At 36.9% G+C, this 14842-nt stretch carries 8 protein-coding genes; 5 read left to right on the top strand and 3 right to left on the bottom strand.

The genetic code is table 11. The features are described 5' to 3' along the window. Positions 1-255: 255 nt before the first annotated feature. Positions 256-3267, top strand: a complete 3012-nt coding sequence (locus tag IPM47_12190; protein ID QQS27643.1) for a phosphoribosylformylglycinamidine synthase — start codon at positions 256-258, stop codon at positions 3265-3267. Between the two features lie 7 nt (positions 3268-3274). Here IPM47_12190 and IPM47_12195 read toward each other — a convergent pair whose 3' ends face one another. Then, a complete protein-coding gene (locus tag IPM47_12195; protein QQS27644.1) occupies positions 3275-3994 on the bottom strand; it encodes a glycosyltransferase family 2 protein in 720 nt (239 codons plus the stop codon). A gap of 172 nt (positions 3995-4166) precedes the next feature. Here IPM47_12195 and IPM47_12200 point away from each other — a divergent pair, with 172 nt between their 5' ends. Beyond that, a complete protein-coding gene (locus tag IPM47_12200; protein QQS31460.1) occupies positions 4167-4823 on the top strand; it encodes an ABC transporter ATP-binding protein in 657 nt (218 codons plus the stop codon). A 358-nt stretch (positions 4824-5181) separates the two neighbouring features. Continuing rightward, the gene (locus IPM47_12205; GenBank protein QQS27645.1) at positions 5182-6480 is read left to right on the top strand and encodes an amino acid ABC transporter substrate-binding protein; all 1299 of its coding nucleotides are present in this window, start codon (positions 5182-5184) and stop codon (positions 6478-6480) included. 20 nt (positions 6481-6500) lie between these two features. On the opposite strand, the gene IPM47_12210 is transcribed toward IPM47_12205, so the two are convergent. Then, complete coding sequence (locus IPM47_12210) at positions 6501-7103, bottom strand: DUF3575 domain-containing protein (GenBank protein ID QQS27646.1); 603 nt, start codon at positions 7101-7103, stop codon at positions 6501-6503. Between the two features lie 525 nt (positions 7104-7628). Between IPM47_12210 and IPM47_12215 the strand changes: the two genes are divergently transcribed. Beyond that, positions 7629-8945 (top strand): VWA domain-containing protein, encoded by a 1317-nt coding sequence (locus IPM47_12215; GenBank protein QQS27647.1) that lies wholly within the window; start codon positions 7629-7631, stop codon positions 8943-8945. 467 nt (positions 8946-9412) lie between these two features. Here IPM47_12215 and ftcD read toward each other — a convergent pair whose 3' ends face one another. Then, positions 9413-11122, bottom strand: a complete 1710-nt coding sequence (ftcD, locus tag IPM47_12220; protein ID QQS27648.1) for a glutamate formimidoyltransferase — start codon at positions 11120-11122, stop codon at positions 9413-9415. A 416-nt stretch (positions 11123-11538) separates the two neighbouring features. Here ftcD and IPM47_12225 point away from each other — a divergent pair, with 416 nt between their 5' ends. Continuing rightward, entirely contained in the window at positions 11539-14814 is a 3276-nt protein-coding gene (locus IPM47_12225) for a CHAT domain-containing protein (GenBank protein QQS27649.1), read from the top strand. Positions 14815-14842 lie beyond the last annotated feature (28 nt).

Consider the following 14842-nt stretch of genomic DNA (forward strand, 5'->3'; position numbering starts at 1 on the left):
GCAGGACATTGAGCAAAATCTGTATCAATAAATGTTTATTGTTTGATTATTGATTAACGTACTTTTATAGGTTAAGGTTGAAAAAAATATCAGAATAAGTTGATGACCAATTCCTTACCACCACTTGTATATGTCTGATATTATTTTATTATGGTTGCATAGAAATTGACACATTCTCTCTCGAATATCAATTCTTTTTCCACAAATGACTAATGACTAATTTCCTATCTTTGCAGCCATAACAATCGAGGAAAAATGAGTACATACCAGTTTATACATTTATCATATCAGGAACATATTCGCGATATAGCTGCCGAACAACTGGCTGAAAAGGCTAAAAAGTATTTTGGAATTAATACCGGAAAAGTTAAAAGCAGCAAAGTTTACAGCATTGGTTATGAAATGGAACCGAAAACGGTAAAAGATTTTGCAACGTTATGCCTGAATGATTCCATTGTCAATGAAATGTATGTGAACGAATTGTTGCCGCAAAGTGGGTTTCATTCTTATATTGCTATTGCTAAACTTCCGGGAGTTACTGATGACGAGGGAATATCAGCCCAAAAAGCGTTGAGTGACTATTTAAATATCAATATAGATACCAACACACAACATATATTTTCGCAGGACATTTATTACATTGAAAATTCCTTGCCACAAGCAGATCTTAAAATATTAGCTCAGGAATTAGGCAATTCACTAATCAACCATTTCGACTATTCTTCCAGCGCTGTCCTGAACAGTGAAAATTTGTATATTCCTGAAGTCAGGGTAAAAGCGGATAGTACTGTTACTGAAATTGACCTGAATATTCCCAATGAGGCATTGGTTCAACTTTCCAAAACAATGCTACTTGCTTTGAATCTGGAAGAAATGAAAGCCATCCAAGCCTATTACCAAAGCCCTGAAACTATTACCTTTCGCGAACAGGCCGGATTGCCTGCTTCACCCACCGATTGTGAACTTGAAATTTTAGCACAAACCTGGAGTGAACATTGTAAACACAAAGAGTTTAATGCCATCATCCATTATTTTGATGCGGATACTCAATCCTCCAAAACAATTCATTCTTTATTTAAGACCTTTATAAAAGGAGCAACCGATAAAGTTGCAGAAAACCTTAAATCATTCAATAATCACTGGCTGGTAAAGGTGTTTTCGGACAATGCCGGAGTAGTAAAAATTAACGACCGGCTTCATTTTGTCTGGAAAGTTGAAACACATAATTCACCATCGGCTTTAGACCCTTATGGAGGAGCTATCACCGGAATTCTTGGCAATAACCGCGATCCTCTCGGAACAGGTGTTGGTGGTGCAAAATTGCTGTTTAATACGAATGTGCTCTGTTTTGGCAAACCCGATTTTAGCGGCAAACTTTTAAGCGGGCAACTGCATCCGAAAAGAATATTTAACGGAGTAAGACACGGAATAGAAGACGGTGGAAATAAATCAGGAATACCTACAGTTAACGGAGCCATCATTTTTGACGAAAGATTTGGTGGAAAACCTTTGGTTTATTGTGGAACCGGAGCTATTATGGAGCCATTTTACCATGGAAAACCTGCCTGGGAAAAACCAATAGATCCGGAAGATATTATCCTGATGGCAGGAGGAAGGGTTGGAAAAGATGGAATACACGGTGCGACATTTTCTTCTGTAGAAATTGATGAATATTCACCTCAATCGGCCGTTCAAATTGGAAGCCCGATCACTCAAAAACTATTGGCTGACTTTTTGGTAAGGGCTTGTGCATCCGGATTGGTCAAATGCAGTACTGACAATGGAGCCGGAGGGCTTTCTTCTTCAATCGGAGAATTGGCAACTATCAGCAACGGGGCGATTATACACCTCGAAAAAGTTCCTTTGAAGTATTCAGGATTAAAACCCTGGGAAATATTTGTTTCAGAGTCACAAGAGCGAATGACCATAGTTGTAGAAAAAACTAAGGTCAGAGAATTGTTTAATCTGGCTCAAAGTATGGAGGTAGAACTCAGCGAAATAGGGGTGTTTACAAACTCGGGCAATCTTGAAGTTAAGTTCAATAATGAAACCGTGGCTTTGTTAGATATGCACTTCCTGCATGAAGGAGTTCCTCAAAAAACCTTAGTTGCTGAGTATAAAAAACCGGTACTAAAAGAACCTGCACTGCCCGAAGGCATCAACTATAATGAGGTGTTGTTAAAGCTGTTGGGGAGTTTTAATATATGTTCCCGAGAGCAGGTAATCCGCCAATATGACCATGAAGTTAAAGGAAGAACGGTTTTAAAACCTTTGATGGGTCCGAAAGGAAAGGCTCCTCAGGATGCAGCAGTTGTACGGGTGGCATTTGATTCGTTGGAAGGAATTGCAGTTTCAAATGGAATAATTCCTCATTATGGAGATATAGATGCTTATCAAATGTCGGCCGGAGCTTTTGACGAGGCAGTCCGTCAGATAATATCTGTTGGGGGAAGTTTGCCAAATACCGCCCCCGAAGATGGTATATTTTGGTCTGTGAACGATAATTTTTGTGTGCCTGATTCGGTCTTTGACGAACAAAACAATCCGGACGGGAAAGAAAAACTGGCAAAATTAGTTCAGATGTGTGAAGCGTTATATGATATGGCCACTTTTTTCGACATCCCCCTAACCTCCGGCAAAGACAGTATGAAAAATGATTTTAAGGCAGATGGGGTAAAAATTTCAGTACCTCCGACTATTCTTTATTCGATGGCTGCCAAAATTACCGATATTTCAAATATTGTAACCAGCGAGTTTAAAGCAGCAGGCGATTTAGTTTACCAGCTCGGTCATACTTATTCTGAACTTGGCGCTTCTCAGTTTTATTCACTATTTAATGAGTTAGGGGCAAATGTACCAAGGGTGAGAAAGGAAGAGGCTAAGAAGCTATATCAAAAAGTAATGTTGGCCAACAATAACCGGTTGATAGAAAGCAGCCATGATCTTTCGGATGGTGGTCTTGCAGTGGCATTGGCAGAATGTGCTTTTGGCGGTAATCTTGGAGTTCAGATTGTTTTGGACAATTATATGGGTAAAGGACTTTCATTAAACGACCTATTGTTCTCAGAATCCCATAGCCGTTTTGTGGTTAGTGTCCAACCTCAGAACAGAATTTTATTTGAACAAATGTTTGGCAGTCAGGCACATTTCCTCGGTCAGGTAATCCCGCAACCCTATATGACAGTGATTTATGAAGGCAGGGAAATTATCAATCAACCCATCCATAATCTTCTCGATGCCTGGAACAATGGGTTATCTATGGTATAACTAAGCGCTAAGCCCAAATGTTATATTTTAAAATGCAGTAAATAGCTCTAAACCCGTCTTTCCAGTTGATTTTTTTTCCTTCGGCATACGTCCGCCCGTAATAGGAAATTCCAACTTCATAGATCCTGATATTTTTTACCCTCGAAATTTTTGCGGTAATCTCAGGTTCAAAACCGAAACGGTTTTCTTTCAGTTTGATTTGTTTGATGATATCGGATCTGAACAGTTTGTAGCAGGTTTCCATATCAGTCAAATTTAGATTGGTAAACATATTGGAAAGAAATGTCAGGAATTTGTTGCCGATAGTATGCCAGAAAAAAAGAATCCGATGGGGGTTTCCACCTAAAAAACGAGAACCATATACGACATCAGCCACACCCCGCAAAACCGGTGAAAGGAGAATATTAAATTCATGGGGGTCATATTCTAAATCTGCATCCTGAATAATGAGAAAATCTCCCGTTGCTTTGGCAATTCCTGTGTGCAACGCTGCACCCTTGCCTTTATTTACCTCATGTTTATAGTAACATATATCTGCTTTAGGATAATTAGTCATATAATTCTTTACAACGGCTTCAGTTTGATCCTTGGAACAATCGTTGACGATAATAATTTCCTTTTGTATATTGTTGACAAGAGTAACGTTGCGGACATTGTCTAACAGCGAAGTGATTGTGTTTTCTTCATTGTAAGCCGGTATAATGATACTCAGTTTGTGTATATTCATGCCCGTTGAATTGAAAAATTGACTTTAAAGCTGCAAAGATGGGGTTAAGAACATAAACAACCAAGTTTAGTTGTTGTATCTTGAAAATACAGTTCATCCTTAACAGTTTTTGCCAAAAGAAACAGATATTTGCAGGCATTAAGATTGGCACATACAAAAAATAAAGATGGAAATTGTAAAAGGCACGCAGCTTTCCAAGTCTTACGGAACATTAAAAGTTTTGAAAGGTGTTGACATTTCAGTTCAAAAAGGAGAAATTGTGTCTATTGTCGGTGCGTCAGGAGCAGGCAAAAGTACCTTGTTGCATATTTTAGGAACACTTGACCGTTCTGACAGTGGAAGTTTGGAAATTGGTCAAAAGAATATCAGCAAATTGAACGATAAAGAACTTGCACGTTTTCGCAACAGACATATAGGTTTTGTGTTCCAGTTTCATCATTTATTACCCGAATTCACAGCATTGGAAAATGTTTGTATTCCTGCGTATTTGTTGGGTAGTAGTATAACAGATGCTGTTTCAAAAGCAAAAGATCTGTTGTTGTTTTTAGGACTTGGACAGCGGTTAGAACATAAACCTACAGAATTATCGGGAGGGGAACAACAAAGAGTTGCTGTTGCAAGGGCATTGGTCAATCAACCGGACGTTATTTTAGCTGACGAACCTTCCGGCAATTTGGATTCGGATAATTCCCGGGAACTTCACCGGCTATTTTTTGAATTGAGAGACAGATTTCAACAAACATTTATCATCGTAACACACAATGAAGAGTTGGCTGATATGTCGGACCGCAAATTGGTCATGAAGGATGGGTTGATGCTTTTGAACTGAATTTAATAAATCAGACATCAGGAATCATCGGGAATTAAGCAAAACAACCGTAATTTATGTACTTTAAAATTATAAACTGCTTTATTAAACAACCACAAATTTGATAAGCGATACATTGTTATTGCACTGCAAAAGTTGCCAGTCAGTATCAAGTTTAAAAGTACATTCGGGCAATTTCCTTAATTTTGCTTAATCTTGCACAGCTATATTTTACGCCATCAATGTTCTTAATATGATTAGGAGTTCTTTTGATTCTATCAGGCATATCCTTTTTTTTGCGATATTTATTTGCATACTCACAACAAATTATTCATGTTTTTCGACGGGGGCAAAAAAAACGCAAACCCAATCTATTGTTTTGAAGCCTGAATTACCGGTATCAAAACCACCGGCATTGCCTCCAACACCTGAAAATTATGAAAATCCTACTGAAAAAAAAGTCGAACACAAGCAACCGGATACTACTAAAATAAAAATTGAAGAGAAATCACCGGAAGCATTAAAACCTCAAAAACCTGCAGTAATAAAATCTTTAGTTTACAATATAGCCGTCATGCTTCCTTTTTCAGTTGCCGATTATATTCCCAATGCTGCTAATGACTCAGTACCCGAATCTTCAACAATAGCACTTGAATTTTATGAGGGGATGTTGTTGTCATTTGAGAAATTGAAACAAGAGGGAGTTTCGCTACAGGTTCATGTGTATGATACCGAAAACAATGTAAATACCGTAAACCGGTTACTCCAAACTCCTGAACTTATGAGTGCCGATTTGATTGTAGGGCCGGTTTACAATCGAGAACTAAAACCTGTTGCTAATTTTGCCCGTCAACACCAGGTTTACCAACTTTCTCCACTTTCCCCATCATCAAATATCTGTCATGATAATCCCTGGTATTTAATTGCTAATCCTTCTATTGAAGCTCAATGTGCGGCAATTTATCAATATATTGCTTCCGGTCAGGAACAAAAACGTATTGTTACAATTTGTTCCGGCAAATCTAATGAAACCGGTTTGTCCAATCTGTTTTTTCATTTCAGACATCAGAGCAAAGAATCGGGATTGGATATAAATAATATACCTGTCAGCCAAATAATTTATGCAAACCAAAGTATTGCTGAAATAGAACAGCATTTATCACCTTTGGATGAGAACATGATTGTTGTTACATCCTTTGATCCTTTGTTAGTGTACGATTTAATTACCAAACTAAATTCACTGCGTTCAAAATATAGGATAAAGCTTTTTGGTATGCCTAATTGGCTTAATTTTGATATGGTTGATTTTGAATATTTTGCAAATTTGAATCTCCATATTCCACTCCCATTTTGGTTAGATAAACAGGATGCTCAATATCTTGCCTTTAAAAAAAGCTATCTGTCAAATTTTAAAACGTTGCCCTCAGAATATGCTTGTCGGGGCTATGACACCATGCTTTGGTTGGGAAGGGCTTTGTACAATTATGGAAAAACGTTTGGCACATTTGCAGGAGAGCTGAATGCCAAAGGAATTTTTACTGATTTTGTTTTTGAACCGGCATCTGCACATCAATATACAAGCGGTAATAAACTGAACAGAACCGATTTTCTGGAAAATAAATTTGTTAATATAGTCAGGGTTAACCCTGATTTGTCGTTGGAAAAAGTCAACAAATAGGTGTAAAAATTTTTTATTGATTAAAACGCGATTCCTACTGCTACCCCAATTCTGCGAAATTGAATTCCACGATTGCCTTCATATCTTTGGGGTGTAGTAGTGGCAATTTCTCCGCTTATAGAAGGGGAGTTGAAATAAGGATTAAAAAACAAATCAACAGCAAACCGCTCTTTGAAAATCCATTGATGTCCGACAATGACCCCATAACCAAAGTTTGTAACCTGCCCTTCAACTGTGGTTGAATCAGGTTGGGGATTGGTTATTTTTACCTTAAGTTTTTCATAAATCAAATTTGGCCCGACATACAAGCCTTGTAAACTGCCCCCATCAATCCGGTTTGAAAGGTAGAACCGGGCTTCAGGAATGACATTATATCCCGTTTCATGTTCTGTTGTACTGAATTGAGTATCGTCCCCTTTTTTAGTGCTGACATAATTGCCAGTGATGCTAATTCCAATTTTTTTACCAACTGCAAATTCAGCAGAAGCCCCATAATTGCCTGATAGAATACTTAGAACATTGGTTTTTAAGACAACATGCTGAGCGTGTAAATTTTGAGCGTAAACTAAGTATATAATATAAACTATTGCAATGCCGTATATACGAAAGAAGGAACGGGACATAATTAGTCGGGTTTGAATAATCAATACTCTTTTTAGTCTGAAGTGCCAAAAATAGTCAAAATTCTAAAAACGAAAGGGGTCATCAAATCATTTCTAAACCTGTAATGCTGTCATCTTTTTATTTTAACATACTACAAAGGGGTAATTTGCAATAGTTTGTTGGTAAATTATTCAACTGTAACAAATCTATGAAATTAAAAGTCAGAATTAAAAAGTGTCCTGACACTAACAGGTTTCGAACCGGTCAAGTAATGTTATTTTCGAATGAATTCAATCTGAAATCTGTCTGAAAGAAGTTCCTCTATATAAGTGAGCATGATAAAACTTATACTAATTAAACCGGCTTTCTCTTTGTTTTAGTTACAGGAACGGTGATTTATAAATTAAATCCGAAACTGCAATTTTCATCATCAGACACCTTATTCAACCCGAATCGCATCTGCAATTTAGAAAAGTTTAAAACGTTAATATTCATTAACATCCCATCCCCTGATTTTCAATCTTTTAACTCAAATATTTGACACTATGAAAAACTTACTGTTTTTATCTTTTTGGATAACTTTAACTTGTATTACATGGAGTAGTTGCAGTAATCGCGATACTCAAAAAACAACAAATAGTTATCAAACACAACAATCACAGAATGTAGTTACACCACAACAGAATGCAGTAACACCACAACAGAATGTATATACACCACAACAGAATTTTGAACCGGAAAATACGGTAACAGCCCCTGCACCTGCCGATAACAATTCGGTTGCAAGAGCATCCACTAAAGACGGAAATATTGTTCAGGTTTCAATTTTATTGGATACCAGTAATAGTATGGACGGATTAATAGATCAGGCCAAGTCCCAATTATGGAAAATGGTGGGTGAACTTGCTTTGGCAAGAGACAGCAAGGGCAACATTCCAAACATAGAACTTGGATTATATGATTATGGAAATGACCGTTATTCTTCTTCGGTAGGGTATATTCAACAAATTTCACCATTAACTACCGATCTCGATATGATTTCAGAAAAGTTGTTTGCACTAACTACTTATGGCGGCAGTGAATATTGCGGTCATGTTATTCAAACTGCAGTTCGGCAGTTGGACTGGAATAAAAGCAATGATATTCTTAAAATCATTTTTATTGCCGGTAATGAAGAGTTTACTCAGGGATCAGTTTCTTACAAAGATGCCTGTAAAGAGGCGGCTGAAAAGGGGATTATTATCAATACTATTTTTTGCGGTTCAATGCAGGAAGGAATTGAGACCAAATGGAAAGATGGTGCAGATTGTGCCGATGGAAAATATATGAATATTGACCAAAACCGGACGGTTGTTCATATAGATGCACCACAAGACAAAGAAATTAACCAACTAAACGAACAATTGAACGATACTTATATCGGATATGGAAAGGAAGGAAAGCATAGAAAAGAACTACAGATGGAACAAGATATGAACGCCAGTCAATATGGTTCATCAAACGCAGCGCAACGTTCTGCTACAAAGGCTTCTGCAAATTATAAAAACACTTCCTGGGATTTGGTGGATGCCGTTGAAGACAAATCTGTCAAAATGGATGAATTGTCAAAAGACGACTTGCCGGAAGAAATGAAGAATATGAATGTAGAGCAGAGAAAAGCGTATGTTGAGAGTAAAGCCAAAAAGCGTAAAGAAATTCAGGAACGTATCCAACAACTCAATGCCGAGCGAAGGACTTATGTTGCAAATGAAGAACGGAAAATGGCGGAGCAAGAAGGAACAACTACCTTGGACGCTGCAATAATTGGAACTATTCGCACTCAGGCCAAAGAAAAAGGGTATAAATTTGAAGATGAAAAATAGTTTGGTGTTTGCATTGCATCAATTCAATGTTGATTGCTGCGCTTTAAAAGATTTTTTCAGTGCTATGCTTAAAAGTTGAAATCCCATTTGGGTTTTTTCAAAATACCAACTATATGTTTTTTGATTTTAGCATGACACCTGCGCTGCATCCTGATATTTGAACCCAGGATGGATCGAAAAAATCCGGAAAAGTTGTGATGATTGTTGGAAACAACTCCATCGAACACTAACCAAATAACCCGAAGATATAAGAAAATCTTCGGGTTTTTAGTGCTCCATATTTTTCACTATCTGTTTACAAACTTAGCGAAGGAAAAAATATCAACCCAAGGGAGGGTAAACAAACGATTGGATATACAACTTGGGATGAGCTTATCATCCTTTTGGATAAGTGGAGAAGATACGGAAGGTAAATCAATAAAATACATCAAAGTAGGAGGATTAAACAATAAGTTCGATTACCGAAATTATTTGTTTAACTGATTTAGCACCCATGCCGTAATTTCATTTTCCAAAAGAGTTGCCTGATTTAATATGTTATTTGCCTTTTCAACAATTTGAAAAGCAAATTCTTTATCGGTCAGGTCTTTAGCATTTGTGCAGACATTCAGAAAGGCACCTTTAACTGCTGTATATGCGCATAAAGCACCAACAGCGGCATCAGACATAGAATTTGGATTTCCGGTTTGAGCCATTGCCTGAATGATTTCCATGCTTTGTAACGCAATTTCCATTACTTTAAACGGAGTTTCAGTGGCTTGCTTGGTTGCTTGTTCTATTGCTTTTAGTCGGGTACTTTTTTCGGTTTCAGTTTGTTTTGGTAATCTTACAGCATGTAAAATGCCGTTAAATGCCCTGGTGTCTTCATCTACCAAAAAAAGCAACTGATCTTTCAGGAGTTGTCCTTTTTCTGCCCAATTTGAAAATTCTTCCCAACGGTCATCCCAACCTCTTTTGTGAGACGACAAATTTGCAACCATTGTAGCTAATGAAACTCCTAATGCACCGATATATGCAGATACAGAACCACCGCCCGGAGCAGGAGATTCTGATGCTGTTTCTTCTGCAAAACTGAGCAGGGACATATTCACCAAAGGTGCGGAATTTTGGCCTGATTCGTTTTTTAGAACATATTCTATGATTTTCTTTTTCGGGTCAAAAAGAGCAAGATCGTCCAATCCCAGCGATTTAACTGCTATTTTGATTAACTCGGATTCTGCAACACCGACAGAGCGTTGTTGTTTGCGAAGAAAATATTTTCCTGCCTCAATCATGGCTTTTAAAGGAACCAAACCTACAATTTCAGAACCTGTAACCCTGATGCCCCGATCTTGGGCACTTTGGCAAACTTCCTCAAAAGCAATATGAATAGGAGTGATGCTGATATTGGTTAAATTCATGGAAATTTGAGCAATTCCATATTCTTCGATATACCATCCAATTGCTTTTACCGATTTTAAAACGCCTGGCTTTCTGATAGGTTCGCCGTTTTCATCTCTCATAATTTCTCCGGTAACAGGATGTCCTATTCTTACTACCCGACCGGCTTCACGAATATCAAAAGCAATGGCGTTCGCCCTTCTTACAGAAGTCGTATTTAAGTTGATATTATAAGCGACTAAAAAATCTCTGGCTCCGATAGCTATCGCTCCGGTTTTGGCAATATGTTCGTTAAACTCGGATGGGCCATAATCCGGAATCCAATCTGGATGTTTTAATTTTTCTGAAAGACCTTCATATTCACCGGCTCTGACGGTTGCCAGATTTTTTCTTTCTGGTTTTGAGGCAGCACTTTCGTATAAGTAAACTGGTATTTTCAATTCACGTCCGACACGCTCTCCAAGTTTGTTCGCATAAATTGCAGCTTCTTCTAAGGTTATTCCCGAAATAGGGATGAGTGGACAAACATCCGTAGCGCCAAAACGGGGATGTTCGCCTTTATGTTTGCTCATATCAATGAGTTCAGATGCCTTTTTTATAGCTAAAAATGCAGCTTCAATAACAGCATCCGGCTCACCGACAAAAGTAACAACGGTTCGGTTAGTTGCTTTTCCGGGATCTGTGTCCAACAATCGGATTCCTTCGACACTTTGTATTACTTCGTTGATTTGTTGAATAATTTGCAGGTTTTGCCCTTCCGAAAAATTGGGTACACATTCTAATAAAACATTGTCCATATAAACTGACTTAAACTAAGATTAGGTTTTCAGGTGCGAAAATAATACTATTTTGTTGCTATGTTTTTATACAACCCTAAAAAGTAGATTTTGGATTTTTTCTTTCCTGCAAATCCAAAATAAAAAAAACCACCTGAGTTGATTTTTTACTAAATCACAATCAAGTGGCTGAATGGGGAATAATCACACAGGAAAATACAATATCACCTTAGTATTTCCATCTACAGACTATTATTCCCTTTTGAAAAAAAAAATCAACCGTTTTTAAGAGATTTTTTCACATATTTTTTAGTTTAAACTGTAAGTATGCTTTTGAAGCCTTTAAAACATAACTTTATGATAAAAATATTTATATTTGCATCCATTGAAAATTTGAACAAAAGAAATCGCAAATTCTGCTAATACCTTTTTGCAACATGATTAATTTGCACGATGCGAAGAAAAATTTATCAGAAGCAATTCAATTAATAGTTGAGGCAAAATATGATTCGGCAATCGAGCAGTTAAAGAAGGTTTTACCGGTTTTTAAAAAATATAAAGCTTGGGAAGAACTTGTTCAGTGCCGGTATAAGATTGCCGATGCCTTATGGAAGAAAGGTAAATCCGGAGAAGCACTACAAGCAATTTCTAAAACATTAGCGTTCTCGGTAAAGAAACTGGGAAAAAGACACCCACATACTGCCGGTTGTATGAATATTAAAGGGATATCCTATTTTGTAATGGGCGATATGAAGACAGCACTTCATTGGCTGGTTAAATCCTTAAAAATCAGAAAAAGTTTATACGGCTTAAAACATCCCGAAACTGCATCAAACTATGCCAATATCGGCAATTGCCTGCTCAACTTGGGAAAGAATGAAAAAGCTGAAAAATTTGTCAGATATGCCTTGTCTGTTTCGCTAAAAACAATTGGGAAGAACCATCTCGATACAGCAAAACTGTATAACAATTTAGGGGTTATTTTAAAAGCGAATGCCAAATACAATCAAGCTATATCCTGTTACAATCATGCTTTGAAAATACGGCTTCGATTAAGCGGTGAAAACCATCCGGATACAGCAAGTTCTTATCTCAGCATCGGTTTGTGCTACCGGTTGAAAGGAGATTTTAAAACTTCACTTGAATATGTGCATTTAGCTTTGAAAATCAGGTTGGAAACTTTAGGCGAGTATCATCCTGAAACAGCCCAAACCTATACGACTCTTGGGGATAATTATCTGTTGAACACAGATTATGATCAGGCAATTCTATATTTTAGAAAAGGACTGCATATAAATTTAAGGCAGCCGAATGGAGAACAGCATATTGCTACTGCCAAAAATTATAATAGTTTAGGAACAGCCTATTTAGATAAAGCCAATATAAAAATGGCTTATCAGTCTTTTTTGGCAGGATACAAAATTTCGGTAGCTGCTTTAGGAATAGTCAATTCGATTACTGCAAATAGTTTGACCAATATCGGAAATGTATTTGTCAAAACGGGACAGTTTCAAAAAGCCATGACTATTTACCGGAAAGTATTGTATCTGCGACTACAACTTAACGGAAAGAACCACCCGTTTACTGCTGCTGCATATATAAATATTGGCAATTGTTATCGTTTGCAAAAGAACTACCGACAGGCGATAAGGTTTCAAAAAATTGGCATTAAAATCTACATAGCCCAAAAAGATTTTAACCGGATTGATACGGCATTGGCATTTACCAACTTGGGGGAGTGTTACGCTTTGGTAAATGAGGCAAATCGAGCTATGACCCTGTATAATCGGGCGTTAAGGATATTATTATACGAACGTCAGCCTTTAAATCCATATCTACTCCCCAATCAGATAGTTAAAAACAGGGAAAACAATGAAACTTTGCATGCCCTGAGATTTAAGGCAAATTTGTTATTGTCCCGGTTCCAACAAAACCATGAGAACAGGGCAGCCTTGTGTGCTACAATTGCTTTTTATTTGCAGTGCGATCAATTGATAGATCATCTCCGAAAAAGTTATTTGTCGGAAGGGAGTAAAATCAGATTGGCAAAAGAAGCCAAAAGCATTTACCGTCAGGCCATTTTTGCTCTTTGGACGGCTATTAAATTTAAAATTCAGATTTCTGAATTTAATGAAGCGTTTGGTTACAAATTAGACGGAAATTGTATTGAATTGGCTCATTACTTTATCGAAAAATCGAAAGGTGTTCTGCTTTTGCTGCGTTTTAAAGATATGGAAGCCAAATTACAAGAAAAAATTCCGGAAAGACTATTAAGTTACGAATATAAACATGTAGTTGAATTGAATTATTTAGAACGTTTGATTGATGATGAAACAAAAAAGCCACAATCAATCCGGAATCAAAAACAACTTACCATTTGGCAAAATGAGCAGTTTAATTTCAAATTAAAATATGACCGGTTTATTCATCGAATAGAAAGACGGTACCCTGAATACGCCAAACAGAAGTATAAATTAGAGGTGCCGAATCTTATAGACATACAATTTTTATTGCCTGAAAATCAAGCAGCGTTTTCCTATTTTATTGGGCTGCACTTTTTTTATGTTCTTATTCTTACTGAAGATTCCACTCACTTTATCAGATTAAAAAAATCTAAAGATTGGAAATTAAAAATTGAAAACTTCATTTGTGCCATTCAGGACGATTTCGACCCGGATCCTTATATAGCATACGCAACTTCTTTATTTACTGAATTATTTGAAAAACCTTTGGCAACATTAGATGGGGAAAAAATTTCCTCAATTCTTATTTTACCCGACGAGGCATTGACTAATTTGCCATTTGAAGCGCTTTTGACAAAGGAATTGCCGGCAGATTATTCTTTTTCAAAGTTGCCCTATCTTTTACATCAATATTATTTCAGCTATCATTTATCTGCAACTTTATGGGTTCGTTCTATGGAAAGAACAATAGGCATTGTAAACGTTGATACTCCAGTATCTAATGTATCTGTGGATACCGGTTTTATAGGTTTTGCTCCGGTTTATGCCAATAAAAATGAAAATACTATTATTGCAGATTCTGATTCAGATATTATTTTCCCGGTCAGATTTGGAGGTAAAGATTTTCCTGAACTGCCTAATTCTGATAAAGAGATTATGGGAGTTGACCTTCTTTTCAAGCAATACAATCTGAAAACAAAACTTTTTTTAGGAAAACAAGCAACACGCCTCAATTTTATTCATCATGTTTTTGAAGGTGAATTTGTGTTGGTATCGGCACATGGTCATTTTAACCCCCAAAGACCCGAACTAAGCGGAATTGTTTTTTCATCAGAAAGCCACCAAAACAATGAATCTTCCATGCTTTACCTGTCCGATATTTACTCGCTCAATTTGAACACATTTCTGATGGTTTTAAGTTGTTGTGAAACCGGACTTGGAAAACATGCAAAAGGAGAGGGGGTGATGGGAATAAACAGAGCTTTTCTATACGCAGGCGTACAAAATTTAGTTTATACAATTTTCAAAGTATTGGATATTTCAACACCGGAGTTTACAATTCCTTTATTCAAAAAGATATTGTCGAATGAAAAAACCTGTTTTTCATTACAATTTTTAGTAAACCAGACTAAACGGGAAATGGCGCTTAGTCGGTATGCTGCTCCTAAACATTGGGCAGGATTTATTTTTATTGGGACAGGTATGGTATATGAAGAAAGAATTTCAAACAATGAAGAGTATTGGGATTAATAACTCCTTATTACTGCCCTATAAAAAA

This window comes from Sphingobacteriales bacterium, from assembly GCA_016700115.1.
Lineage (GTDB): Bacteria > Bacteroidota > Bacteroidia > Chitinophagales > UBA2359 > UBA2359.

Coding starts and splice junctions, on each gene's coding strand:
- IPM47_12190 (QQS27643.1), top strand. CDS start 256: ATGAGTACATACCAGTTTATACATTTATCATATCAGGAACATATTCGC.
- IPM47_12210 (QQS27646.1), bottom strand. CDS start 7,103: ATGTCCCGTTCCTTCTTTCGTATATACGGCATTGCAATAGTTTATATT.
- IPM47_12215 (QQS27647.1), top strand. CDS start 7,629: ATGAAAAACTTACTGTTTTTATCTTTTTGGATAACTTTAACTTGTATT.
- IPM47_12225 (QQS27649.1), top strand. CDS start 11,539: ATGATTAATTTGCACGATGCGAAGAAAAATTTATCAGAAGCAATTCAA.
- ftcD (QQS27648.1), bottom strand. CDS start 11,122: ATGGACAATGTTTTATTAGAATGTGTACCCAATTTTTCGGAAGGGCAA.
- IPM47_12195 (QQS27644.1), bottom strand. CDS start 3,994: ATGAATATACACAAACTGAGTATCATTATACCGGCTTACAATGAAGAA.